Source organism: Rhodococcus sp. BP-261 (assembly GCF_019835205.1).
Lineage (GTDB): Bacteria > Actinomycetota > Actinomycetes > Mycobacteriales > Mycobacteriaceae > Rhodococcoides > Rhodococcoides kyotonensis_B.
The window spans coordinates 199,594-224,104 of the sequence record NZ_JABUCO010000004.1 but is presented as its reverse complement, the minus strand read 5'-3'; the positions used below and the strand labels follow the sequence as shown (position 1 = coordinate 224,104).

The 24,511-nt window shown below is 66.1% G+C and carries 29 protein-coding genes and 1 tRNA gene; 16 read left to right on the top strand and 14 right to left on the bottom strand.

Translation table 11 applies throughout. From position 1 onward, the window contains the following. The first annotated feature begins 107 nt into the window (after positions 1-107). The gene (locus tag HQ354_RS06820) at positions 108-650 is read left to right on the top strand and encodes a gamma carbonic anhydrase family protein (protein WP_167678220.1); all 543 of its coding nucleotides are present in this window, start codon (positions 108-110) and stop codon (positions 648-650) included. Positions 651-656: 6 nt separating this feature from the next. Here HQ354_RS06820 and HQ354_RS06815 read toward each other — a convergent pair whose 3' ends face one another. Beyond that, positions 657-1,421, bottom strand: coding sequence for an IclR family transcriptional regulator (locus HQ354_RS06815; protein ID WP_167678222.1), 765 nt, complete (start codon positions 1,419-1,421; stop codon positions 657-659). Positions 1,422-1,576: 155 nt separating this feature from the next. Between HQ354_RS06815 and HQ354_RS06810 the strand changes: the two genes are divergently transcribed. The 3 genes from HQ354_RS06810 (at position 1,577) to HQ354_RS06800 (ending at position 4,713) form a co-directional block, all read left to right on the top strand. Continuing rightward, positions 1,577-2,338, top strand: coding sequence for a CoA transferase subunit A (locus HQ354_RS06810; protein ID WP_207890793.1), 762 nt, complete (start codon positions 1,577-1,579; stop codon positions 2,336-2,338). Beyond that, positions 2,335-2,973: a 3-oxoacid CoA-transferase subunit B gene (locus tag HQ354_RS06805; protein ID WP_167678224.1), complete on the top strand. Its 639-nt coding sequence runs from the start codon at positions 2,335-2,337 to the stop codon at positions 2,971-2,973. Before HQ354_RS06810 ends, HQ354_RS06805 begins: the two co-directional genes overlap by 4 nt. A gap of 84 nt (positions 2,974-3,057) precedes the next feature. Continuing rightward, positions 3,058-4,713, top strand: a complete 1,656-nt coding sequence (locus HQ354_RS06800; protein ID WP_167678226.1) for a dihydroxyacetone kinase family protein — start codon at positions 3,058-3,060, stop codon at positions 4,711-4,713. Here HQ354_RS06800 and HQ354_RS06795 read toward each other — a convergent pair. The 6 genes from HQ354_RS06795 to HQ354_RS06770 all read right to left on the bottom strand — a co-directional run bounded on the left by HQ354_RS06795 (position 4,699) and on the right by HQ354_RS06770 (position 8,807). Beyond that, complete coding sequence (locus HQ354_RS06795) at positions 4,699-5,187, bottom strand: GAF domain-containing protein (RefSeq protein WP_068423446.1); 489 nt, start codon at positions 5,185-5,187, stop codon at positions 4,699-4,701. The genes HQ354_RS06800 and HQ354_RS06795 overlap by 15 nt on opposite strands. A 10-nt stretch (positions 5,188-5,197) precedes the next feature. Then, positions 5,198-5,422: a hypothetical protein gene (locus tag HQ354_RS06790; RefSeq protein ID WP_068423448.1), complete on the bottom strand. Its 225-nt coding sequence runs from the start codon at positions 5,420-5,422 to the stop codon at positions 5,198-5,200. 11 nt (positions 5,423-5,433) lie between these two features. After that, complete coding sequence (locus tag HQ354_RS06785) at positions 5,434-6,099, bottom strand: DUF998 domain-containing protein (RefSeq protein ID WP_167678230.1); 666 nt, start codon at positions 6,097-6,099, stop codon at positions 5,434-5,436. 226 nt (positions 6,100-6,325) lie between these two features. Beyond that, on the bottom strand, positions 6,326-6,742 hold the full coding sequence (locus HQ354_RS06780; RefSeq protein WP_167678533.1) for a very short patch repair endonuclease: 417 nt from the start codon (positions 6,740-6,742) through the stop codon (positions 6,326-6,328). Between the two features lie 80 nt (positions 6,743-6,822). Further along, the gene (locus HQ354_RS06775) at positions 6,823-7,662 is read right to left on the bottom strand and encodes a hypothetical protein (protein WP_068423637.1); all 840 of its coding nucleotides are present in this window, start codon (positions 7,660-7,662) and stop codon (positions 6,823-6,825) included. Next, on the bottom strand, positions 7,659-8,807 hold the full coding sequence (locus HQ354_RS06770; protein WP_167678587.1) for a DNA cytosine methyltransferase: 1,149 nt from the start codon (positions 8,805-8,807) through the stop codon (positions 7,659-7,661). Before HQ354_RS06770 ends, HQ354_RS06775 begins: the two co-directional genes overlap by 4 nt. A gap of 215 nt (positions 8,808-9,022) precedes the next feature. Here HQ354_RS06770 and HQ354_RS06765 point away from each other — a divergent pair, with 215 nt between their 5' ends. From HQ354_RS06765 to HQ354_RS06755, 3 genes are all read left to right on the top strand, one after another. Continuing rightward, positions 9,023-10,813: an ABC transporter ATP-binding protein gene (locus HQ354_RS06765; protein ID WP_167678534.1), complete on the top strand. Its 1,791-nt coding sequence runs from the start codon at positions 9,023-9,025 to the stop codon at positions 10,811-10,813. Further along, entirely contained in the window at positions 10,806-12,635 is a 1,830-nt protein-coding gene (locus HQ354_RS06760) for an ABC transporter ATP-binding protein (protein ID WP_167678535.1), read from the top strand. The genes HQ354_RS06765 and HQ354_RS06760 overlap by 8 nt, the downstream gene beginning before the upstream one ends. A 64-nt stretch (positions 12,636-12,699) precedes the next feature. Next, complete coding sequence (locus HQ354_RS06755; protein WP_374107302.1) at positions 12,700-14,826, top strand: MMPL family transporter; 2,127 nt, start codon at positions 12,700-12,702, stop codon at positions 14,824-14,826. A 45-nt stretch (positions 14,827-14,871) separates the two neighbouring features. Here the strand turns inward: HQ354_RS06755 and HQ354_RS06750 are convergent, their stop codons facing one another. After that, positions 14,872-15,195: a hypothetical protein gene (locus HQ354_RS06750; RefSeq protein ID WP_068423672.1), complete on the bottom strand. Its 324-nt coding sequence runs from the start codon at positions 15,193-15,195 to the stop codon at positions 14,872-14,874. A 192-nt stretch (positions 15,196-15,387) separates the two neighbouring features. Here HQ354_RS06750 and HQ354_RS06745 point away from each other — a divergent pair, with 192 nt between their 5' ends. Continuing rightward, positions 15,388-15,903: a putative glycolipid-binding domain-containing protein gene (locus HQ354_RS06745; RefSeq protein ID WP_068423632.1), complete on the top strand. Its 516-nt coding sequence runs from the start codon at positions 15,388-15,390 to the stop codon at positions 15,901-15,903. On the opposite strand, the gene HQ354_RS06740 is transcribed toward HQ354_RS06745, so the two are convergent. Further along, entirely contained in the window at positions 15,876-16,883 is a 1,008-nt protein-coding gene (locus tag HQ354_RS06740) for a prephenate dehydrogenase (RefSeq protein ID WP_222634362.1), read from the bottom strand. The two genes, HQ354_RS06745 and HQ354_RS06740, sit on opposite strands and share 28 nt — an antisense overlap. Before the next feature lie 32 nt (positions 16,884-16,915). Here HQ354_RS06740 and HQ354_RS06735 point away from each other — a divergent pair, with 32 nt between their 5' ends. The 8 genes from HQ354_RS06735 to HQ354_RS06700 all read left to right on the top strand — a co-directional run bounded on the left by HQ354_RS06735 (position 16,916) and on the right by HQ354_RS06700 (position 20,936). Then, the gene (locus tag HQ354_RS06735) at positions 16,916-17,476 is read left to right on the top strand and encodes a tRNA adenosine deaminase-associated protein (RefSeq protein WP_068423627.1); all 561 of its coding nucleotides are present in this window, start codon (positions 16,916-16,918) and stop codon (positions 17,474-17,476) included. Continuing rightward, entirely contained in the window at positions 17,473-17,925 is a 453-nt protein-coding gene (locus HQ354_RS06730) for a nucleoside deaminase (RefSeq protein WP_068423624.1), read from the top strand. Before HQ354_RS06735 ends, HQ354_RS06730 begins: the two co-directional genes overlap by 4 nt. An 89-nt stretch (positions 17,926-18,014) precedes the next feature. After that, on the top strand, positions 18,015-18,212 hold the full coding sequence (locus HQ354_RS06725; RefSeq protein WP_068423671.1) for a CsbD family protein: 198 nt from the start codon (positions 18,015-18,017) through the stop codon (positions 18,210-18,212). Between the two features lie 57 nt (positions 18,213-18,269). After that, positions 18,270-18,360: transfer RNA gene (locus HQ354_RS06720), tRNA-Ser, on the top strand. 225 nt (positions 18,361-18,585) lie between these two features. Further along, positions 18,586-19,032, top strand: coding sequence for a GNAT family N-acetyltransferase (locus tag HQ354_RS06715; protein WP_222634363.1), 447 nt, complete (start codon positions 18,586-18,588; stop codon positions 19,030-19,032). A 14-nt stretch (positions 19,033-19,046) separates the two neighbouring features. Further along, positions 19,047-19,763 (top strand): siderophore-interacting protein, encoded by a 717-nt coding sequence (locus HQ354_RS06710; RefSeq protein ID WP_222634364.1) that lies wholly within the window; start codon positions 19,047-19,049, stop codon positions 19,761-19,763. A 100-nt stretch (positions 19,764-19,863) separates the two neighbouring features. Further along, entirely contained in the window at positions 19,864-20,436 is a 573-nt protein-coding gene (locus HQ354_RS06705; protein WP_167678545.1) for a TetR/AcrR family transcriptional regulator, read from the top strand. 11 nt (positions 20,437-20,447) lie between these two features. After that, entirely contained in the window at positions 20,448-20,936 is a 489-nt protein-coding gene (locus tag HQ354_RS06700; RefSeq protein ID WP_222634365.1) for an FBP domain-containing protein, read from the top strand. A gap of 3 nt (positions 20,937-20,939) precedes the next feature. Here HQ354_RS06700 and HQ354_RS06695 read toward each other — a convergent pair whose 3' ends face one another. From HQ354_RS06695 to HQ354_RS06675, 5 genes are read right to left on the bottom strand one after another with little or no spacing between them, the layout of a single operon-like run. After that, positions 20,940-21,413: a hypothetical protein gene (locus HQ354_RS06695; RefSeq protein WP_222634366.1), complete on the bottom strand. Its 474-nt coding sequence runs from the start codon at positions 21,411-21,413 to the stop codon at positions 20,940-20,942. A 22-nt stretch (positions 21,414-21,435) separates the two neighbouring features. Next, on the bottom strand, positions 21,436-22,335 hold the full coding sequence (locus HQ354_RS06690; protein ID WP_261768518.1) for a S9 family peptidase: 900 nt from the start codon (positions 22,333-22,335) through the stop codon (positions 21,436-21,438). Next, a complete protein-coding gene (locus HQ354_RS06685; protein ID WP_222634367.1) occupies positions 22,332-23,339 on the bottom strand; it encodes a PHP domain-containing protein in 1,008 nt (335 codons plus the stop codon). Before HQ354_RS06685 ends, HQ354_RS06690 begins: the two co-directional genes overlap by 4 nt. Before the next feature lie 4 nt (positions 23,340-23,343). After that, a complete protein-coding gene (locus HQ354_RS06680) occupies positions 23,344-23,802 on the bottom strand; it encodes an RDD family protein (protein ID WP_222634436.1) in 459 nt (152 codons plus the stop codon). Positions 23,803-23,822: 20 nt separating this feature from the next. Then, on the bottom strand, positions 23,823-24,461 hold the full coding sequence (locus tag HQ354_RS06675) for a hypothetical protein (protein WP_222634368.1): 639 nt from the start codon (positions 24,459-24,461) through the stop codon (positions 23,823-23,825). Positions 24,462-24,511: the final 50 nt, after the last annotated feature.

Here is a 24,511-nt window from a genome sequence, read left to right as displayed (position 1 = left end):
TCCGAAGTGTCTTCCGATGAAATCATGATTCGGGCCGGGTCTGGGCGACAGCCGCGTCGTCGGGCAGAGTGAAGGCCGACATTCGCCTCGACGAAGGGAACCGTGACGTGACCGAGAATTCGACGACCGCAGGACCGCTCTGGGCTCTGGACGCCGGCAGCCCCGCGGTGGACGCGGAAGCCTGGGTGGCTCCGACGGCAACCGTCGTCGGGCGGGTGAAGGTCGCTGCGTCGTCGGGGATTTGGTACAACGCCGTGCTGCGTGCGGAGTTCGAGGACATCACGATCGGCGAGGGAAGCAACCTGCAGGACGGCGTCGCGGCCCACGTCGACCCGGGTTTCCCGCTGACCGTCGGCAAGGACGTCAGCGTCGGCCACAACGCGGTGTTGCACGGGTGCACGATCGGTGACGGCAGCCTGGTGGGCATGGGCGCTGTCGTCATGAACGGTGCCGTCGTCGGCGAGGGCAGTCTCGTCGCAGCCGGCGCGCTCGTACTCGAAGGCACGCAGGTGCCGCCGCGGTCGCTCGTGGCGGGTGTGCCGGCCAAGGTGCGTCGGGAACTGACCGACGACGAGGTAGCCCACAACGGGCTGAACGCGGCCGTCTACCGCGAGTTGCTGAAGCAGCACCGCTCGGCGCGGCCGGCCTGACCTACCTCACCGGCCGGGCCGGAGCAGACCCGTCAGGCGGTGGGCTTGCGCCAGCAGGATGGCGCCGAGTTCGTGATGTCGCTCGGGCCGGAACCTCGTCTCGACTCCGGTCAGGCTCAATGCCCACGCGGGTCTGCCGGACCGGTCGAACACGGCGGCGCCGATGCCCCAACTGCCCTCGACGAGCAGGGCGGGGTTGACGGCGTACCCGGTCTCACGGGTCGAGGAGATGCGTCGGCGAATGGCGTCGGGTGCGTGCTCGGCTCCCCACTCGGGGACGAGATCCGCGTCGCGCAGATACTCGTCGATCTCCCGGTCCGGGAGGTGCGCGAGGATCACGAGACCAGCCGACGCGACCCCGAGCGGCAGTCGCAGCCCCTCGTACAGCACGTGCGACCGCAGCGGAAAGCTGCCGTCCTCGCGCAGCAGGCACACCGTCTCGTTGCCCCGCCGCGTCGACAGGAATGCGCTCTCGCCCGTCTCCTCGGCCAACCTGTGGACGACGTCACGCGCGGGTCCGGTGATGTCGTAGCGGCTCGCTGCGGCCGACCCGAGCAGATACATCTCGGGACCGAGCGACCATCGCCCGGTCGCTGAATCCCTGTCGAGAAACCCTTCCTCGGTCAGCGAGCTGAGCAGGCGATGCGCGGTAGGGCGCGCGAGGCCGGTGACCCGGGCCAAGTCCGTCGTCGACGCACCCGCGGGTTCCGCGGCGCCCACGGCACGCATCAGCGCGGTGGACCGCGCGATCACGTTGGGTGTCGGAGCCATGTCACGACTGTAGCGTTCACTGAGTGAACGCGTGCCTTATCGATGTTCGGCCAGCGACCGGTTTCGCTGAGGGGCTGGCCAGTGACCGCAGACACAGGCTTCACTGATCGCATACGTCAGCGCGTTTGCTGAGTGAACAGGTGAGGAGCAGTTCTGTGGCAGGAAAGGTGTACGAGTCCGCGGCCGCCGCCGTCGCCGACATCGGAGACGGCGCGACACTCGCCGTCGGAGGTTTCGGATTGTGCGGGATCCCTGATGCGCTGATCGAGGCGATCGCCGAGACCGACGCGAGCAAGCTCGAGGTCTTCTCCAACAACTGTGGCGTCGACGATCACGGGCTCGGAATCCTGCTTTCCCTCGGCCGCATCAGCCGCGTGACGGCGTCGTACGTCGGTGAGAACAAGGAGTTCGCGCGTCAGTACCTCGCAGGTGAACTCGAGGTCGAGTTGACGCCGCAGGGCACGCTCGCCGAGCGACTTCGCGCAGGTGGCACCGGCATCCCGGCGTTCTTCACCCCAGCGGGTGTCGGCAGCCCCATCGCCGACGGCGGTATGCCGTGGCGCTACGACGCCGACGGTTCCGTCGCGATCGCGTCGCCGCCCAAGGAGACTCGGGTGTTCGGGTCGAAGCGGTACGTTCTCGAAGAGGCGATCAATGCCGACTTCGCGCTCGTGCACGCCGAACTCGGCGACACCGAAGGCAATCTCGTGTTCGACAAGACCGCGATGAACTTCAATCCCCTGGCCGCGATGGCAGGGAAGATCACCGTCGCGCAGGTCGAGAAGCTGGTCGAGCCCGGCGAGATCGATCCTGCCGCAGTGCATCTCCCCGGCGTGTTCGTGCAGCGCATCGTGCACACCGGACCTCAGAACAAGCGCATCGAGAAGCGCACCGTCAGTGCAGGAGGCCAGGCATGAGTTGGACTCGCGAACAAATGGCGCAGCGTGCCGCTGCCGAAATGGTCGACGGGGAGTACGTCAACCTCGGAATCGGTTTGCCCACCTTGATTCCCGGATATTTGACGAACGACATCAGGGTCGTGCTGCACTCGGAGAACGGCATCCTCGGCACCGGTCCGTACCCGACCGAGGACCAGATCGACGCCAACCTGATCAACGCAGGCAAGGAAACCGTCACCGTCAATCCCGGTGCGGCGTACTTCGATTCGTCGTTGTCGTTCGGCATGATTCGCGGCGGTCACATCGACACCGCAGTACTCGGCGGCATGCAGGTCTCGCGTACCGGTGACCTCGCCAACTGGATGGTCCCCGGCAAAATGGTCAAGGGCATGGGCGGCGCGATGGACCTCGTGCACGGTGCCAGGCGCGTCATCGTCGTCATGGAACACCTCGACCGCGACGGCAACCCGAAGATCCTCGACACCTGCACCTTGCCGTTGACCGGCCAGGGCGTCGTGAACCGGATCATCACCGATCTCGCGGTGATCGACGTCGTCGGTGACGGCACGCTCGAGCTCGTCGAATTGGCGCCGGACGTGACACGCGAGCAGGTCGAGGAGGCGACGCCGCCCCTCGTGCGCGCGAACGTATAGCGTTTTCGGGTCGCTCCGCAGGCTACGCTCCCGCTGGCTGTACATTCGCGCGCACGGGTGCTGGAGGCGCCTAAGGTGGAGCCCATGTTCGTCAACTCCGCCTCCACGTTCGTTGCCGACGCCATCCGCGGGCTCGTCGCGTCGACGCCCGACATCAATTGGCACCCCGATCCCGGTTATCTGACACGTCGAGAGCCGTTGCAGGACGGCCGAGTCGCGTTGCTGTCCGGTGGCGGCTCGGGCCACGAGCCGATGCACGCCGGGATGATCGGTACCGGCATGCTCGCTGCGGTCTGCCCGGGGCTGGTGTTCACGTCGCCGAACGCGCTGCAGGTGCACGAAGCATCGAAGGCAGTCCATGCGGGCGGTGGTGTGCTGCACATCGTCAAGAACTACACCGGTGACGTCATGAACTTCGGCATCGCGCGAGACTTGTTGCGCGAGGACGACATCGAGTCGGATGTCGTCCTCGTCGACGACGACGTCGCCACCGAGCGTGCGGACGGTCCCGGCCGGCGGGGCACGGGCGCGACCGTCGTCGTCGAGAAGATCTGTGGCGCAGCGGCAGAACGTGGTGATTCACTGCAGTCCGTCGTCACACTCGGTCGACGGGTTGCCGCGAATGCGCGCAGCATGGCAGTTGCCCTGCGCCCGTGCATGTTTCCTGGTTCCGACGCGCCGTCGTTCGACCTTCCGGTGGGCGAGATCGAGTTGGGGATCGGCATTCACGGTGAGCGTGGGACTCGGCGCGTGCCGACGATGCCCGCTCGGGAGATCGTGGCTGCGTTGACGCAACCCGTCGTCGATTCGCTCGAACTCGACCGTGGCGAACGGGTCATCGCGTTCGTCAACGGGCTCGGGGCGACGCATCCGATGGAACTGCAGCTGCTCTACGGAGAGCTCGCAGAGTTCCTGTCGGACAGAGGGATAGACATTGCTCGCCCGCTCGTCGGCAGCTTCGTGACGGCGTTGAACATGGCGGGCGCGTCCATCACGCTGGTCCGCGTCGACGACGAGATGCTGACGCTGTGGGACGCGCCGACCAGCGCGCCGGGGTGGCCGAACAACGCACCGCGCGCGGCCGGTGACCTCGGTGAACGGGGAGGTTTCGGCCCGACGTACGAGGCAAGTGAAACATCGGGTGAAGCAAGTACATTCGTGTCCGAGTGGGTCGCGTCCTGGGCGCAGCGTGTGCTCGACGAGGAGCCCGCGTTGACCGAGTTGGACCGTAGGGCCGGAGACGGGGACTTCGGCACCAACATGGTGGCCGCGTTGAGCCAGCTCGACCTGACCGCTGTCCGCGAAACATATTCGGCGCCAACGGTGTTCGAAGCAGTGTCCGAGGCCTACCTCGGACACGCGGGCGGAACGTCGGGTGCGCTGTTCGGAATCTGGTTCCGGCAGTTCTATCGGACAGTGGAGTCCGTCGACCTCGCCTCCATCACCGCGGCAGCTCGCAGCGGCCTGGACAGCATCACCGAGATCGGTGGCGCTCGCGTCGGCGACAAGACCATGGTCGACGCCATCTCCCCGGCCGTCGACGCCCTCGAAGCGGCCACCGAACTGAAAGATGGCCTGCGTGCCGCGGCCGAGGCAGCAGCACAGGGAGCGGCATCGACCGAGGAGATCACCGCGAGCCGAGGCCGCGCGTCGTATGTCGGTGATGCGGCGCGCGGCGTCGTCGACCCGGGTGCGTTGGTGATCGCGTGGTTCTTCGAGGCGGCGTCAGCCGCGCAGTGACCGCAGAAAGACGTCGGCGACGGCCTCGAGTCCGGCCTGATCGTCGGCGTCGAAGCGGTCGGGCACAGGGCTGTCCAGGTCGAAGACGCCGATGAGGTCGTCGCCGTCGTACAGCGGAACGACGACCTCGGAACGCGTAGCCGCATCGCACGCGATATGGCCTTCGAAGGCGTGGACGTCGGCGACTCGTTGCGTCTCACGCGTCGTGGCCGCCGCTCCGCAGACGCCCTTGTCCAAAGCGATGCGAACGCACGCGGGCTGCCCCTGGAACGGGCCGACGACCAACTCGGTGCCGTCGAACAGGTAGAAGCCGACCCAATTGACCTCGGGCAGAGCGTGATACACGAGCGCCGAGATGTTGGCGGCGTTCGCGACGCGGTCGGACTCGCCGTCGACGAGTGCCTGTGCCTGCAGCCTCAACTGCTCGTACTGCTCGGCCTTGGTGCCTTCGAGGGCGGTAGCGGTGAACGACATGAAGTCGATCCTATTTCTTCACCGGCTTTCGACGTCCGCTGAGCCGTCCCGCTGCGAAACCGACCGCGAACAGAACCAGCAGGATCAGCCACAGGGGAGACGTGATCCGCAGCCAGAACAATTCGATGGTCGTCGTGTAGCGATTCTCGGCGATGAACACCGCCGCGAGGATCACCAACAGGATGGAGATCCAGTGCGTCTTCAGAAAGCCGACCGTTCTATCTCTTCCCGACATACTCGCAGAAGTTACCTGGTCCGAGCCGCTTTTCGGCCGAGAACTGCGAAGCCGAGCACGACGAGAAACAGCGACATCCCGGTGACCTGAACGCGTTGCGCGATACCGAGGCCCCAGTCACCGGGGAGGTTGTCCGCGATCAGCAGCCAGGCCGTGGACAACGACGTGATCGCGACGACCGCCGTGCCGAACGTGCGCATCACCGGCAGGACTCGGTAGCGAAACGCCGCGACGGTGAACGCGATCATCGCCGTGAACACCGCGAACACCGCGATCGTGCTGGTAAGCGCATGAATGTGGTGCAGCTGAGGAAACAACCCGCTGGGTTCGACGGGACAGCTCGGGTCGTTCGCTGCGACGCATTCGAGGGGCAATTGCGAATCGGCGATCGTCGCGGCGCCGAACACTCCCAGCGCTATCCACCCGATCGTCGTCAGCCGTCGTTTCACGAGAAACCACAACCCCATGCCCGACGACGCGATCAGCAGAATGCCGGTGAGCAGATCGGCGGTGCTGAAGAAACGTTTGTACGGCTGATCGGCTGCATCGAGTTCGCTCAGGAACGAGTTCGTCGGATCGAGACCGGTGTCGAGGAAGAACTCCGCCACCCACGCGGAATACAGAACCCCCGCTAGCACCAGACACGCCGACAGCGCGGTGACTCGTCGTTGCAACACGTCAGCAACTCTAGGTGGAATGGTCGGTCGGCCGGTCCGGTGTGCGCGCGGGGGGGGGGATCGACCGAGGGCGTCCCGTGCTCACTCAGAGTGACTGGATGTCACCTTCGGTCCGAAAGCCCGGGGGCCGCCCGGGCCGACCGAGGGCGTCCTTTGGTCACTCAGAGTGACCGGATGTCACCTTCGCTCCGAAAGCCGGGTGCGCCCAAAGCCCGGATGCCGCACGTCAGGAATCACCATCCCGCAACGCCGACTCCACCTTGTCTGCCGCGTCGACGGCCGATTCGTGCTCCCACACCCGCACGACCGTCCAGCCCTCGGCGTCGAGACGCTCGTCGGTGTTGCGGTCGCGAGCGACGTTGGCGGCCAATTTGTCGGCCCACCACTGCGCATTGTTGCGGGGCTTCGTCGCGTGCACCGGGCAGCTGTGCCAGAAGCAGCCGTCGACGTACACCGCGAGCTTGCGACGCGGAAACACCACATCTGCCCGACGCCTCATGCCTTTCACCGGTGCGCGGTCGACGAAATATCGCAGCCCGCGACGGTGCAGTTCGCGACGCAGCGCGATCTCCGGCTTCGTGTCGCGTCGACGCTGCTTGCTGAGACGCGCGGACGTCGCGGCATCGGTCAGCGGCTTGGACACCTCATCGAACCTACTGGCGCTGCATGAATGGCGCACCCAAGCTATCTATTCGTATGAATGGTCCATCGATGCCGAAGGAGCTAGCCGTCCTCACTGTCCTCCGGCTCGGACCAGGTGGGCGCGAACTTGTTCCGCCGTTCGACCTCCCCGTGCACGACGGCGACGAACTCGTCGAACGACAGTGTCTGCGCCTCGGTGGGCCGTCCGTTGCGCGGAGGTGATTCGTCGACGTCGAAGAAGCGGACCTCGCCGCGGTCGGGGCCGTCGGTCTCGTACAACCCCACGAACACCTTCTCGAACAGGTCGTATCGCGTGTCCTCGGCGCCCAGGTCCACCCACATCCGACTCGTCCCGCCGACGACGGCACGCTTACCGCGGCCCGATCGTTTGGACAGTGTCGTCACGTGATGCGCGAACGACGACTTGCCGATGTCGCTGGCCTTCGACGGGTCGCCGTCGTCGCACGTGGCGAACGGCTCGAACATGACGGCGACGAGCACGCTGTACGGCTGACGCTGATGCAACACCATCGCCTCGCCACGCAGCTCGTGATCGTTGCGCACGATGTTCTTGGTCCAGCGACCGAACTTGCCGGTGCGAGGACTGAAATCGCGGAAACTGTACGTCTTGATCGACACGCACAGGATCAGACCGAGCGTCGGATCGAGCGCCTTGACGTCGAGTCGCTTGCGTCCCTTGGCGACGTCGACCTGCGCCTCCTGCCCGACGCCCATCGCATCGGGCGTGATGTTCGGGTAGTGCGGCCGCAACGCGTCGGCGACCGTCTGCGCGAGGTGGTTCGACAGTCGCTGCGCGTAGTTCTTCTTGTCGCTGCGGTCGGCGTCGGGCGCGGGTTTGTCGCCTGCCAACGCCAACGGCCGCAGCAGTGCGGGTGGATCGGGGAACAGATGGTCGGTCATGCGGCTCGCGGGCTGGGGAAGCCGCCCATGCGGTCGAGGTGGGATTCGACGTCGTCGAGAAAGCCGGGGACGAAGCGCAGATTGCCCATGCGGGCGCGTTTGAGGAACCCGGCCGTCGCGCGTGCGGACAGCAGTTGCGAGTCGTCGAGAAACTCGCTCAAGTTCTCGTACGGCTCGTGGACCGGCCACGTGGACCGCTCGACGCGGTAGGCCGACCCGCCACGGCCCCAGGCAGCCGTCGGCCAGGCCTGGCCGGGAAGAATTTCGAGGTCGTCGGACTCGTCGTGCCCCAGGGGATGCTCGAGCTGCGCGGCGACCCACGACGCCATACGCACGGACACCGCGTTGCCGACGAGCTTCCATCGATGTCCGGCGCGAACCCCGGGCAAGTTCAGAGCAGGCGCAGTCCAGTCGGGATCGAACCCTTGCAACCTCTCGGCGCCGACGATGCCCGGCGTGACGATCTCGCCGGACGGCAGGCGCACCGCGGGGGGACTCGCGATGCCGAGCGACGACCCGCCCTTGAGCGTCGGAACGGCGTTGATCGCCCATCCCAGGCCGCGGGTGCCCTCGGTCCAGTAGAAGCCACATGGTTGCTCGCTGGGATCGCCCTCCGGCATCGGGCCCTCGTCCTGGGAGAAGAGCACACCGCGCGGATCCTCGGTACGGGACGCCAGCATGATGACCCGCTGACGACGCTGCGGCAGACCGAACGACCGTGCGTCGACGACGCGATATGCCCACATGTAGCCGAGCTGGGACAGGGCGTCGGTGATGTGGCGCATGGCGGCGCCGCGGCCGAGTTGCAGCATGAACGGAACGTTCTCGATGAGCAGCCAGCGCGGGCCGCTACGACGCTTGACGAGCCGAAACACCTCGTCGACGAGTCCCGATCGCTCACCGGTGATGCCGGCCGTGCGGCCGGCCTGCGACAGGTCCTGGCACGGAAAACCGGCTGCGACCAGTTCGGTGCCCGACGGGAGAGCGCGCAGCTTGGTGACGTCGCGATGCAGCGGAACGTCGGGGAAGTGTGTTCCGAGTACGGCGCCGGCGCCCGGATCGATCTCACACAGCAGTTCCGTCGACCAGCCCTGCTCCGAGAGGCCCAACTCGAGCCCGCCGATCCCGGCGAACAGCCCGACCATCGATCGCGAACCCACGCCGCACCCTTCTCTAGAACACCCGAAACTCGGTGAGAACGTTACTCGAGAACTCCGACAGGTTTTGCCGACACACGGTACGAGCCCTTGACCTCGACATTGCTTCAGGTTCCAGGATGGAATGCGGCGGCCGAAAAATCGGTTGGCTTCAAGGCCGCCGAGTGACAGCATTCTTCGGGCGAGCAGTAAGGGGAATCGACGTGTCCACCGGTGTACTCGAAGAGCAGACGACCATCGTGGGACGGCCGAACTCGCGGCAGAACGAACGTAGCTCCCTGGCGCGCTTCCACCCGTTCATCGCCCCGTTCAAGTGGTACTACGTCGGGTCGGTCGTGGTGTCCCTCATCGCGACGCTGACCGGCCTCGCTATCCCGCTCGTGATGCAGTCCGTCATCGACGGGCCGATCACCGACGGCGACTTCGGCGGCGTCTGGTGGCCTGCGACTCTCGTCCTGCTGCTCGGAACGATCGACGCAGTCGGTATCTGGGTGCGACGGTACCTGGTCTCGGGTCCGTCCAGTCAATTCGAGATCGATGCTCGGGCAACGGTATTCGAGAAACTGCAGCGCCTCTCGGTATCGGCCCACGAAGGGTGGGAATCGGGACAGTTGCTGTCGCGCGCCATCGCGGACCTGTCGCTGTTGCGACGATTCGTGGCATTCGTCGGTCCGTTCATCATCATCAACGCGGTCACCCTCGTCGTCGGACTCGGTGTTCTGTTCGCGGCAGCGTGGCAACTCGGCGTCATCATGCTGGTGACGGCCGTGCCGCTCATGATCATCTGCACCCGTTTCGAGTCGCTCTACCGCGTCGCCGCGCGTGATTCGCAGGACCAGGCGGGCGACGTCACGACGACCGTGGAGGAATCCATTCAGGGCATCCGTGTCCTGAAAGCGTTCGGCCGCAGCGCACATCTGGGTCGACGGTTTCTGCGTGAGGCGACCACACTGCGCGGCACCGAGTTGAAGAAGGTCTGGTACCTCGCAATTCTGTGGTCGCTCATCGTGGGTCTGCCGCCGGTCGGAATCGGCGTGATGCTGGGTTTCGGAACGTATTCCGTCGTACAGGGCACGATGACGGCAGGAACGCTGATCGCGGCCATGGCCATCGTCGCGTTCCTGCTGTGGCCGATCGAAGCGTTCGGATACCTGCTGGCCGAGCTCAACAATGCGCGCACCGCCGCGGATCGGTACTGGGAGATCATGGACACTCCCGAGACGATCCAGGAGCCGATCGCGCCGACGACATTACCGAGCCCGCTCCGCGGTGAACTCGCCTTTCACGACGTCGATTTCACGTTCCCCGACGCGCAGGCCCCACTGCTGTCGGGTGTCGATTTCCGCGTCGAGCCGGGGGAGACCGTTGCGCTCGTCGGCGTGACCGGCAGCGGGAAGACGGCACTGACCAACCTGGTGCCGCGCTTGTTCGATGTCACGGGCGGCGCGGTGACGATCGACGGGATCGACATTCGCACACTGTCTTTGGCAGGCCTGCGGTCGGTGGTGTCGGTGGCGTTCGAAGAGCCGGTGTTGTTCTCGGCGAGTGTGCGCGAGAACGTCACGCTGGGTCGACCGGATGCATCGGATGCGGACGTCGAGGAGGCGTTGACCGTCGCGCACGCACGGGATTTCGTCGAGACGTTGCCGTGGGGCCTCGATACGCGCATCGGCGAACAGGGCATGAGTCTGTCCGGCGGACAGCGTCAACGCCTGGCGCTTGCGCGTGCGGTGCTCGGCCGGCCTCGGATTCTGGTGCTCGACGATCCGCTGTCGGCTCTCGACGTCTCGACCGAGGAACGGGTGCAAGAGAATTTGCGACGCGTCCTGACGCACTCGACGACGATGCTGGTCGCACACCGGCCGTCCACCGCCGCACTGGCGGACCGAGTGCTTCATCTGGAGAACGGGAGAATCGTGGAGCAGGGTACGCACGAGCGCCTTCTGGCGACGTCGTCGAAGTACCGCCACGTGATGGGGTCGATCGATGGCTGAGCAGAAGGCTACGGACGACAAGGACTGGCGCGGAGTAGGAAACGAGGATTCCGACGTCGATTCCACCGGTAACCTGATCCTGGCCGGACGGTCTCGGCGACTGCTGATGTCGCTAATGCGCCCGTACCGCACGCAGGCGCTGCTGGCGATCGCGATCATCCTCGTCGACAACCTCGTGTTCGTTGCGGGGCCGCTGTTCATCGCCTACGCGTTGGACCACGGGATCTCGTCGGCGACCGATGGAAACTGGGTCCCGTTGGCGTGGACGGTGTTCGGATACATCGCATTCGGAATCCTCGGCTCGATCACGACCTACACGTTCCTCATGGTGTCGGGTCGACTCAGCCAGGCCATCCTGTTCGACCTGCGCAAGCGGGTGTTCGACCATGCCCAGAAGCTGAGCCTGTCGTTCCACGAGAAGTACACGTCGGGACGCTTGATCTCGCGACTGACGAGCGATGTCGAGTCGCTGCAGACGCTGCTCGAAAGTGCGTTGAACGACGCGTTGACCGCCATCCTGTCGATCGTCAGCATCGCGATCATCCTCGTGTATCTCGATGTGCCGCTGGGGTTGATCGTCCTCGCCGGTTTCGTACCGCTCGTGTGGGTGACGCGATGGTCGCAACGACGGCAACGCACCGGTTACCGACGCACGCGGGTGGCGATCGCGAAGGTCGTCGTGCACTTCGTCGAGTCGATGGGCGGAATCCGTGCGGTGCAGGTGTTTCGGCGTCAGGGACGCAACAACGCGATCCTGAAAGCCGAGGACACCGAATACCGCGACGCGACGACGGCTGCGCTGCGTGGCATGGCGAGCTACACCGGCATCGTGCGATGGATCGGCAACGTCACGCTGGCCATCATCCTGGTGTTCGGTAGCTATCGAGTCATCAACGGGCACATGGACATCGGCATTCTCGCCGCGTACGTGCTGTACCTTCGCCGGTTCTACGGGCCGCTGGACGAACTCGCCATGGTGTTCAACGCCTACCAGTCCGCTGCTGCCGCGCTCGAGAAGATCTCGGGCGTGCTCGAGGAACAGCCGTCGGTGCAGGCGCCGACGAACCCGGTGCAGCTCGACGAGGCCGCGGGGAAGATCGACTTCGACGACGTCCACTTCGCCTACGACGCCGGCCGCGTCGTGCTGCCGACGTTCTCGCTGCACGTGCCCGCGGGTCAGGTGGTCGCGATGGTCGGTGCCACCGGCGCCGGGAAGTCGACGCTCGCGAAGCTGTTGGCGCGCTTCTACGATCCGACCGCAGGCACCGTCATGCTCGACGGCGTCGACGTGCGAAACCTCGACGAGGAGACATTGCGTCGACACGTCGTCATGGTGACGCAGGAGTCGTTCCTGTTCTCCGGAACCATCGCCGACAACATCCGTCTCGGCAAGCCGTCGGCGACGGACGCCGAGGTGGCCGCCGCGGCCGACGCCGTCGGACTGACCGAGTTCGTCGACACTCTGCCGGACGGCCTCGGCACCGACGTGCGCAAGAGGGGCGGCAGGCTCAGCGCGGGGCAGCGTCAGCTCGTCGCGTTCGCGCGGGTGTTCCTGGCGGCACCTGCGGTGATCGTGCTCGACGAGGCAACGTCCAGTCTCGACATCCCCAGCGAACGGCTCGTCCAACGGGCGCTCGAGACCGTCCTCCGTGATCGGACGGCGCTGATCATCGCGCACCGGTTGTCGACCGTCGCGATCGCGGACCGGGTACTGGTCATGGACGGCGGTGTCGTCGTCGAGGACGGGCCTCCCGCCGACCTCATCGCCGGACACGGGCGTTTCGCCGAACTGCACGACGCATGGGAACACAGTCTGGTGTGACCGCGACCTGCGGCGATTACGCTCACACGGGTGGCGCCGCCGCACTACCCTGGACAGGCCGGTCGTGTTCTCCTCAAAGCGGGGAATCATGTTCGCCTACGTCGCCAGAACAGTGGTCGCGAACCCGTGGAAAGTCATCGTCGTGTGGCTTGTCCTCGCGTTCGCCGCGATCGTGCTGTCTCCGAGCCTCGGCGATTACACGACGGGTAACCAGCAGACATTCCTGCCGAGTTCGTTCGAATCGTCTCAGGCGCAGGCGGCAGGAAACGAGTACTTCCCGACGGTCGCGGGCGCCACGGGCAGCCTCGTCGTCACCCGATCGGACGGCGCGGCCCTGTCGCCGAGCGACCAGCAGACCGCGTCGGGCCTCGCGTCGACGCTTCAGGGCGAGAACATTCCGGGCGTCGTCGGTGTGACGGCGACGCCTCAGTCGCTGTCGCAGGACGGCACGGCCATGGCGTTGCAGGTGTCGTTCGCGGGTCAGCCCGGCGACGATCTGGTCGACGCGGCCGTCCCGATCGTCCGTGACAACGCGTCGACTGCCCTGCAGGGAACGGACCTCGTCAGCGGCTTGACCGGTAACGCGGCGATCGGCGTCGACACCACGGCGGCCTACGACCGTGCGGATCGCATCATCACCGTCGCGACGGTCGTCGTCATTCTCGTGTTGCTCGGTGCGATCTTCCGAAGCCCGATCATCGCGGTCATTCCTGTGCTCGTCATCGGAGTCGTGCTTCTGGTCGTCACCGCGCTGACCGCCGACGTCGCTGCCCTGTTCGGTTTCGACGTGAGCACGACGCTGGGATCGATCCTCGTCGTGGTGCTGTTCGGAATCGGCACCGACTATGTGGTGTTCCTGTTGTTCCGTTACCGCGAACGACTGCGCAGCGATGAAACGAACGAAGAGGCATTGCGATTCGCCGTGACCGTCGTGGGCAAGGTCGTCGCGTCGTCGGCGTTGACCGTGATCGGCGCCTTCGCGGCGCTGCTGCTCGCCAAGCTAGGGTCGCTCAGCACGCTCGCGCCCGGGTTGATCATCGCGGTTGCCGTCATGCTCGTGACCGCGCTGACGCTCGTCCCGGCGTTGTTCACCGTGCTCGGGCGTCATCTCTTCTGGCCCCGGGGGCCGGGAAAGACCAGGGACGCAACACCGTTCGCGGCCGTCGGCACGACCATCGCACGCAGGCCCGCCGTCGTCGCCGGCGCTGTGGGTGTCGTACTCGTCGTGCTCGCGGTGTTCTCGTCCGGATACACCTCGACCTACGACACGCTCGGTGAACTACCCTCCAACACCCCGTCGCAAGAGGCGTTCGACACACTGGGACAATCGTTTCCGGCCGGCGCGCTGAGTCCCACGCAGATCTACGTGACCGGTAGCGGTCCTGTCTCGCAGCAGGTGCTCGCTGCGGTGGCTGCCGACGTCACCGGAGTCGACGGCGTCTCCTCGGTGGCACCGCCGCGAATCAGTCAGGACGGCACGGCAGCAGTGATATCCGTTGTGTTGAACGAGGATCCGTACTCGAACGCCGCACTCGATCTGGTGCGAGGACCGGTGCGCGACGCTGCCCACAGTGCAGCGATCCCCGGAACCGAGGTGTTGGTCGGGGGTCAGACGTCGACGTTCGTCGATGTCCGAGACCAACTCCGGGCCGACACGCGAACCGTGTTCCCGGTCGCGGCCGTCATCATCGCGATCATCCTCGGGGCGTTGCTGACGGCGGTGCTCGCGCCACTGAATCTGCTTGTGTGCGTGGCGCTTACGTTCGCGGCGACGCTGGGTGCCGTCGTCCTGGTGTTCTTGAAGATCCTCGACTACGACGGTATCGACTTCACCATCCCCATCGTGCTGTACCTGTTCGTCGTCGCGATCGGCACGGATTACAACATCCTGATCGCGTCCCGCCTGCGCGAGGAGTTCGAGAACGGTCACGAACCTCGCGGTGCGGCGAGGGAGGCCGTCGTGAACGACGCACCCACCGTGGCCGCGTCGGGAATCATTCTGGCGCTGACGTTCGCGTCGCTGACGTTGACGGGTCTGGCCAACCTCGCCGAGCTCGGTCTCGGTGTCGCGATCGGCGTGTGCATCGCTGCGCTGTTGATGGCCCCACTGCTCGTGCCGAGTCTGTCTGCGCTGGAAGGACGCGCGTTCTGGTGGCCCATGCGTGCGGCTGCGCCGCCCGTGCGCGAATAGTTGGACCCTGGACCAACTATCCGCGCACGGGCGCCGAAGGCCGCACTACCAGGGAGTGATCGGCGGCTTCACCCACATGATCTTCTCGTCCGTGTGCGACGCCGTCGCCGCGGGATGCGTCGGATTCTGTGCCGCCCACCGGTCCTTGCGGTCGAGCAGGTCCGCGGCGATGGTCCAGGTCTCCATCGTGCTCGGAGGAGACAGCCCGGCTGCGCGGGCCAGTTTGCGTCGTACCGCGTCGTCGACGCCGAGGAGTTCCGCGCTGCCGATCCCGCGCTCCCAGATGTACCGGGCGAGGGCCGTCGCCTTGTCCTGTCGGCTCTTGGCGGCCTGCTCGGAGTGCGCGAAGTCGAAGTCGCCGGATGTCACGAAGCCCACACTAGTGAGTGGACGCCCAGAAAAGTCACCACCGCTTGGTATGGAGGTACCTTCGTCGCTTACCGTAGTCGAGTGACCACTCCAACATCGGGTGTAGAAGACGCCACCGTTGATTCCGAGGCCGCACCGTCGACGCAGTCCTGGCCGGCGATCCTGACCTGGCGAGCGCACGAAGCGCCCCGCATGGAATCGGTGCGTGTCCAGCTCAGCGGTAACCGCATCAAGGCGTCCGGTCGCATCATCGGAGGCGCCTGCTCGGATCATCCCGCGTTCAGCGCGTCGTACGACCTGGTGACCGACGAGCACGGCGTGACCCGCAGGCTTTCTCTGCGCACAGCCGTGGCAGGCGGTGAGAAGCAGGCGTCGGTCAGCCGCGACAACGAGGGCTACTGGATGGTCGAGGGCGCTGCGAATCACCAGCGTTCGACCTACAACGGCGCGGTCGACGTCGATGTCGTCTTCAGCCCGTTCTTCAACACGTTGCCCATCCGGCGGCTCGGTCTCGGCACCGACTCGATCGAGGCGCAGGTGCCGGTCGTCTACGTCAACCTGCTGGACCTGAGCATCCAGGAAGCAGCCCTGACCTACAGCAGCGGCGCCGACGGCATCCACGTGCTCTCACCGGTATCCAGCTCGTCGGTCACCGTCGACGGAGACGGATTCGTACTCGACTACCCCGGGCTCGCCGAGCGGATCTGACGTACGACGCCTCCCTTGCGGCCGGCCTCGCGCAGCCGTTCGATCCAGCCGTCGTCACCCGGTTCGATGTCGGTGATGTCGAACCGTCGGTGCTGCTCGTAGGCGGTTCGTGCGGCATGGCCTGCCGTCACCAGTGCTTCCGTCGAGCGGTGGTCGGCCAGCTCTGCACGTGCCCGGGTGAGGACCGCGAGCGCCTCGTCGAGCACGTCGGTGAGCGCCGTCGCGTTGCCTTCGCACATGGCTCGCACGAGACCGGGTGCCGACGCGGCCACCCTGGTGCCGTCGCGAAACGACCCGGCGGCCAGGCCCAAGGCCAGCGCGCCTCCCGACGCCCCGGCTTGCGCCAACGTCTCGGCGAGTAGGTGCGGCAGATGGGAGATGCGGGCGACGGCCCGGTCGTGCTCGGTGCTCTCGACCGGCACGACGACCGATCCGCAATCCAGGGCCAGCGACGCCACCTGACGCCACACGTCCGGGTCGGCGTCGTCGTCCACGCCGACGACCCACACCGCGTCGGCGAACAGAGTCGGATCGGCCGCCTGCCATCCCGACTCGTTGGTGCCTGCCATGGGATGACCGCCCACGTAGTTGCGTGCGAGGCCGTGTCGCGCGACGGCGGCGGCCACCTCCGCCTTGACGCTGACGACGTCGGTGACGGGATTGCTCGGCGCATGCTCGGCCACCGCAGCCAGGATCGAATCGACGGCAGGCATCGGAACTCCGACGACGACGAGAGCGCCGCTCTCGGCCGCCCGGGTCAGCGCGGCCACCAGGTCGGTGCCGACGTCGTAACCAGCCTCCGCCGCGCCGGCGATGGCGTCGGCCGATCGGTTGTAGCCCCACGCGTCACGACCAGCACGAACCGCTGCCTGCAGAACCGATCCGCCGATGAGTCCGAGGCCGAGCACACACACGGGAGCTGAAGTCACGCCACCAGGTTGGCATACGGGTACGACCTGTTCTCTCGCGGTGGACTTCATTTCGGGGGCTCTCGGCGACTACCGTTGCCCGCATGGCTGCACAGCGCGGGAACAACTCCGCCAAGGCGAAGAAGTTCGACGGTCCCGAGACGAGCGCGTACGACGACCTGGAGGGCTTCGGTGTTGCCGTCGTCCGCGAGGACGGCAAGTGGAAGGTGACGCCGTTGTCCCCGCGGGCGTTGGGGTCCCTGTCGGTCGCCGAGACGGAGCTGCGGGAGATGCGAAGCTCGGGAGCCATCTTCGGGCTACTCGACGTCGACGACGAGTTCTTCGTCGTTCTGCGGCCCGCGCCGTCGGGAACGCGGTTGCTCGTCTCCGACGCGACGGCTGCCATCGACTACGACATCGCCGCCGACGTCCTCGATGCGTTGAACATCGAGATCCCCGACATCGATCCGGACGAGCTCGACGACATCGAACCCTGGGAAGAGGGTGATCTGTCGCTTCTGGCGGATCTGGGGCTGCCGGAACCGGTGCTGGGCATCATCGTCGCCGAGACGGATCTGTATCCGGACGAGCAACTCGGATCCATCGCGCAGCGTCTCGGATTCTCCGACGAGCTCTCGACCGTCCTGGACAAGCTACCTCGGTGACCGACGAGGACTACGTTCGTGCCGCTCTGTCGGCGGCGGAACAGGCGTCCGAACTCGACATCCCGATCGGCGCGGTGGTCTTCGACGCCGACGGGCGGGAACTCGCGCGCGCAGCCAACGAGCGGGAATGCACGGGTGACCCGACCGCGCACGCCGAGATTCTCGCGCTGCGCGCCGCGGCGAAGGTTCACGGCGACGGATGGCGGCTCGAAGGCTGCACGCTCGCGGTGACGTTGGAACCGTGCACGATGTGCGCGGGGGCTCTGGTGCTCGCTCGCGTCGCCAAGGTCGTCTTCGGGGCGTGGGAACCCAAGACGGGCGCGGTGGGCTCGCTGTGGGATGTGGTGCGTGATCAGCGGCTCACTCATCGGCCACAGGTTCGGGGCGGAGTTCTGGAAACCGAATGCGCCCGCCTGCTGCTGGACTTCTTCGAGGGCCGACGCTCATGAAACTCTTATGTTTCGGGCGCCAGGTCGGGGGTAAGCCCGTCGACAAGGAACACACCGTGTTCTGCAATCGACATCCTCAGGGAGGCATCATGGGACTCGACGACAAGATCTCGAACAAGGCCGAGGATCTGGGCGGCAAGGCCAAGGAAGCAGCTGGATCGGCTACCGGCGACCGTGACCTCGAAGCAGAAGGCAAGGGCGACCAGGCGTCGTCTGCCATCAAGGACGCCGGCGAGAAGATCAAGGACGCAGCCTCCACCGTCAAGGACAAGCTGACCGGACACTGATTTCCGGTCTGACCAGGCGATTTAACGTCTGGGCGTCACTGCGGTACAGTTTTCCGCGGTGGCGTGTCCGAGCGGCCTAAGGAGCACGCCTCGAAAGCGTGTGACGGGTAACCCCCGTCCGAGGGTTCAAATCCCTCCGCCACCGCCAAAGCTCCCCACCTGCCCCGCGCAGGTGGGGAGTTTTTTTGTGCGCCCGTCGTGGACCGAATGTGGCTTTCCGGTCTCTCTGAGTGAGCGAGGGTGACATTCGGTCTCCCTGAGTGAGCGAGGGCGGCCTTCGGTCCACCTGAGTGAGCGAGGGTGACCTTCGGTCTCTCTGAGTGAGCGAAGGTGACATTCGGTCCGGGCCGCGCGACCCAGTACCGTCGTTTCGGTGCAGGTGCGGCCCCGAGAGACCTCCGATCTTCCCGAGTGTGTCCGCGCTCTATGTGAGGTCCACGAGTCCGACGGCTATCCCGACCGGTGGCCCGATGATCCCGACGCCTGGCTGACACCGGCCGAGACCGATGCGGCGTGGGTGGCGGACGACGCGAATTCCATTGTGGGACATGCCCTTCTGGTACGACGCGACGCCGCGCTGTGGGTGTCTCGGCTGTTCGTGCGGCCATCGGGGCGAGGGTCGGCCGTCGGGACCTCGCTGCTGAATCGGATACGCGACCATGCCGACGGACGGACATTGATGCTCGACGTCATCGAGCACTCCGGTGCGGCCATTGCTCTGTACGAACGCACGGGATGGTCGCTCGTCGACCGGAGGCCGGCCGGCTGGATCATGGCCGACGGAACCAGGCCGATGGAACGCATCTACGCCGCTTATTAGGTTACCCTGCCCTCATGAGTAAAGGGGTCGAGGGCATCATCATGAAGGCGTGGCGGGCCGAGAACTACAAGCTCACCGTCACCTACGTCGAACCGGTCACGGACAAGTACATCCGGATCGGGTTCTCCGGCGACGGCGTTCTGGCCGCGCATCCGGTTCATCCCACGCAGTGGATCCGCCTCTGGTTCGACGACGGCACCGGCAAGGAGCGTCAACGCGGGTACACCCTCGTTCGGCAGGATCCCGCGGCCGACACCTTCGCTGTGGAGTTCGCTCTGCACTACGGCCCTGCGTCGAAGTGGGCCGAGAATGCGCAAGTCGGGGACATCCTCGACGCGAGCGTGATCGGGAAGAGTGCGGGGTCGTCGAACTTCTCGATCCCGAATCCGATGCCGCAGGAGTTCGTCCTGTTCGGTGACACGGCGTCGCTACCCGCGATCAACTCCATCCTCGACGCCATCGGCGACACCCCGGCCAGGGTGTGGCTGGAGTGGCAGTTCGAGTCGGACACGACGCTTCCCGTCCACGCGGGCGACGCGCATCAGGTGACCTGGCTGGAACGCGTCGACGACGGCCGTCTGCTTCGGGAGGCGGCCGAGTCGCTGTCGCCGGCGCCGGGCACTTTCGCCTGGGTGGCGTGTGATGCCCGATCGACTCGGTCGATCGTCAAGACGTTCAAAGAGCGTGGCCTGGCCAAGGAGTCCATCAAGGCGCAGGCGTACTGGAAGTAGCCCCGTCGTAATTGGGTTGGCGGCGGGACGGTCGTGTCTGTACCCTTCCTAGGGTGGCTAGGAAATAGACCACGACGGCTAGGAATAAGGCGAGGTCGGCATGGCACGGGCAGGGATCACCGCGACGCGTCTGGTCGAGGTGGCATCGGAGATGGCCGACGACATCGGCTTCGACAACCTGACGGTTCTGGCGTTGGCGCGCTCGTTCGGCGTCAAGGACGCCAGCCTGTACTCGCACATCAAGAATCTGCGGGATCTGCGACAGCGCGTCGCCGTGGCGTCGTTGGCCGAACTTGCCGACCGGGTTGCCGACGCGTTGGCCGGGCGTGCGGGCAAGGACGCGCTCGTCGCGTTCGCCGGTGCGTATCGCGACTACGCGCGGGAGCATCCGGGCCGTTATGCGGCAACGAATTTCGAGCTGGACTCGGATGCGGTGGCCAAGAGCGACGCGCATCGGCACTCGCAGATGTCCCGTGCGGTGCTCCGCGCGTACGACTTGGGTGAGCCGGCGGAAACCGACGCTGTTCGATTGCTGGGCAGCTTCTTTCACGGCTTCATCGCCTTGGAGTCCGCGGGTGGATTCAGCCACACGCCACGGCCGACCGAGGAGTCGTGGGTGCAGATGCTCGACGTGCTGCATCACGCCCTCGCGAACTGGCCGAACAAGACCTAGGGAGAACCGAGATGGAACCTGTCGACGAGAAAGACATTCGATCGTCGTTCGTGAACTGTTCGAAGGGCGACACCAAACGGATGGGCATCCCGGCCGATCTGGCCGAAAAGGATTGGGAGCAACTCGATTTCCTCGGTTGGTCCGACCCGTCGTACGCCGGGCGCAGTTACATCGTCGTGCCGCAATCCGGCGGGCTCGTGGGCGTCGCGCTGCGGCACGAAACCGGTGGCTCGGATCGTGCCCAGATGTGCACCGTCTGCATGACGATGCACTCGCGTGGTTACGTGTCGCTGATGACGGCACGCAAGACCGGCGAGTCCGGGCGCAAGGGCAATTCCGTCGGTACCTACATGTGCACGGACCTGCTGTGCTCGCTGTATGCGCGCGGAAAGAAAACGCCCGCACTCGGTAACAGGTACCGCGAGAACTTGACGCCGGAAGAGCGGACCTCACGGGTGCGCGAGAACGTCGACGCATTCATCGGACGTCTCTACACCTGACGCTCAGCAGGTGCCGCGCCCGGCCGCGTCGAGTCCCCGCAGGATCTGTTGCTGGCCGTCGGCGGACAGCGTCGACCAGCTCGGTCCTTCCTGCAGCTTGTCGCGCAGGCCGGTGACGGACTGGTCACGCGACGCGGCCCCGGTGAGGGCAACCGCGTCGATGGCGGTCTTGAAGCGCGCGCACGTCTCCAGATAGAGCTGTTCGCCGTGAGGCATGTCGTCGGACGTGGGATCTGCGGGGAGTTCCGGGGCGGGAGCGGGAACCGGAAGAGTCTCGGCCTGATCGGAATCGATCGGCGCCTCAGACGCCTCCGGCAGCTCGGTCGACGGTTCGGCAGCAGTGGTCGGCTGTGCAGTCGTCGACGCGGCGGCCGCAGTCGCCGAGGTGGATGGCTGGACTCCGGAATCGGTCGTCTCCTGCCCACAGCCGGCAAGCACGAGGACGGCGGCAGCGAACACCCAGACCACTCTCTTCATGCGGACGTGTGTACCAGACGGGTCAATCGAGGGTCGCGGCGTGTTCGGTGATGGTGTCGACGGCCGTCGTCCACGCAACGGACCCCGAATGCACGAAGTCGTCGTGACCGACGCCCGGCAGAACCGTCAACTCGGCGGGATCGCCTGCGGCGCGGGCCGCGTCGACGTACGCCGTGCTCTGGTTCACCGACACCGTCTTGTCGCTGTCGCCGTGCAGCGCGGACACGCGGACGTCGATGGGCAGATGGTCGATGGGCGACGCGACTCGATAGCGATCGGGCACCTGGTCCGGCATGCCACCGAGGAACGCGGGCACGAATCTGTCGCCGCCGATGGTCGCCGCGCGTGCCATGTCGTACACGCCTGCCATGATCGTCGCGCTCTTCGGCATGACGCGTGGCTGCGCTCCCGGAGCCGACGCCGGAAGCGTGTGCCGACCCGCGAGCCACGCCGCCAGCTGGCCTCCCGCGGAATGACCGGCGACATGCACGCGGTCGAGATCGAGGCGGCCACCTGCGGCCTCCTGGACCGACGTCGCCAATGCTTCGGTGGCGTTGTCGACGTCGGCGAGCGTGTCGGCCCAATTGCCGGTTCCGCGCCGATATTCGATGTTCCACACCGCAATTCCCTGATCGGCGACGGCCTGCGAGATCGGGGCGAAGTACGACGAGCCCAAGGCCTTCTGCCACCCGCCGCCGTGCACCATCACGACGACGGGAAGCGAGTCGGCGTTGTTGTCCGGCAGGTAGAGATCGCCGACGTTGTCCGCGTCCGGTCCGTAGAGCAGCCGCATCGCGGGACCGGATTCGGCCGGAACGAGCGCGGGGGAGGGCGCGGGCGTGTGCGTGGGCGTCGGTGCTGCAGGCGACGCGCAGCCGGAGGCGAGAACGACGAGGGCGATCAGAAGTTTTCGCGCCGTCAACGGTCACCTGTCCATTCGAGCAGTTTCTCGACGGGCCACGTGTTGACGATTCGGTCGGCGGGCACACCTCTGTCCTCGGCGCGGACGCAGCCGTAGCCCTGCCAATCGAGCTGACCTGGGGCATGGGCGTCGGTGTCGATGGAGAACAGACAACCGCGCTCGAGCGCGAGATCGATGAGGCGTTCCGGCGGGTCCTGACGCTCGGGCCGCGCATTGATCTCGACGGCCGTTCCATATTGCCTGCAGCCCTCGAAGACCACGTCCGCGTCGAATGTCGATTCGGGTCGGGTACCGCGTCCACCGGTGACGAGCCTGCCTGTGCAATGTCCGAGCACGTCGACATGAGGATTCGCGACGGCATTCACCATCCGTCGCGTCATCGTGTCCGAGTCCGCGCGTAGCTTCGAATGCACGCTCGCCACAACGATATCCAGCTCGGCGAGTAGGCCCTCGTCCTGATCGAGACTGCCGTCGTCGAGAATGTCCACCTCGATTCCGGTCAGTATCCGGAACGGCGCGAGTTGCTCGTTCAGTTCGGCGATGACGTCCAGCTGCTTCCTGAGCCGCTCGGCGCTGAGTCCGTTGGCGACGGTGAGCCGCGGTGAATGGTCTGTGAGAGCACAGTATTCGTGCCCGAGCTCCTTGGCCGTGCGCATCATCTCGTCGATCGGACTGCCGCCGTCGGACCAGTTCGAATGTGTGTGCAGATCACCCCTCAGTGCCGCCCGCAGATCGTTCTCGCCGATCGGCTCGGCCTCCGCGCGCTTCTCGGCCAGGTAGTCCGGAACGTCGCCGGCGAGCGCCTGCCTGATGATCAGGGACGTCTTGGCTCCGATGCCCGGCAGTGCCGACCACGAGTCGGACTTCGCGCGCTCGGAACGCTGTGCCGCACTCAGGTTTTCGACGACGTCCGCAGCTCGCCGGTATGCCTTGACGCGATGTGTGTCCGCGCGTGAGCGTTCGAGCCAGTAGGCGATCTCGCGGAGGGCTTCGATCGGGTCCATGTCTCTATTGTCCAGTAGCGGTGTGCGGATCGACCATGCCGGTGTTCGGTTGCCAGTCGTAGACGACCGATGTGCGCAACACGATGTCCTGCAGAGAGCGTCGTCGGCGATCCACCGCCACCCACAGCAGGCCGAAGCCGAAGACGACGCACAGGAACGCACGGAGTGCGGCCGCGGGCCATCGCAGCAGGCCGTGGCGGCGGCTGATCAGCCGAACCCCCATCACGGTGGCTCCGACCGTGCGACCCGTCGTCGCCCAGCACAGCGTCAGGTATCCGATGGCGATACAGACGAAGAGCGTGACCGACATGAGTACGGCGGGCGATCTGAAACTGAGCGATTGCGGATCGAACAGCAACTGCAGGAACACCGCTCCGACGTACACCGACCCCATCAGCACGGCGACCACGGCCAGATCGACGACGGCAGCCACCCCGCGGGTCACGACGCCGGCCGGACGCATGTCCTCGGCGCGCGGGAGTGTCACGTGGTCACCTCGCGCCCTGGCTCGCGACCGAAGAGCTTGCCGACGAAGTGAGATACCGCGTCGTCGGCCTGCATTCCGTGGCTGCGGACGCCTCGCACAGCTTCCGCCGACAGCGAGCCCGTCGACTCGCGCATGATCTCGGGCAGGTCGACTCCGTCGATGACGAAGTTGGCGAGCGCGATCAGATCGACGCGGGCAATGGCGCCGTCGAGGTCGACGCGGGCAACCTGGCGATTAAGATCGACGGTGTCGACGACGGCGTCCAGATTCACTCGATCGATGACGGCGTCGACGTCGACGCGTCGGATCGCCGCGTCGAGATCCACCTGCTCGACGGCCTTGTCCAGGTCGACGCCTTCGATGACGGCATCGATGTCGACGTTGTCGCGAATCAGCTGCGTCAGATCGATTTCCTCGAGCGCAGTGGCGACGACCTTGACGACGACAGCCCGCAGAACGGCGTCGGCGAGGGCGGTGGCGGCGACGACCGTGCGCTCGCCGCGGGCCGAGACCGCCCGAAGGCGTTCGCCGATCACCGGCAGTCGGCCGAGGACGCGAACGGCCCCGCGGGTGGCGTCGGCCGCCACCGCCACCGTTCCCACGGCCAGGGACACGAGATGCACGTCGTCCGGCACCGTTTCACCTTAGTGCGGCTGCGCGGCGCTACCGCGTGCTTTCTCAGGAA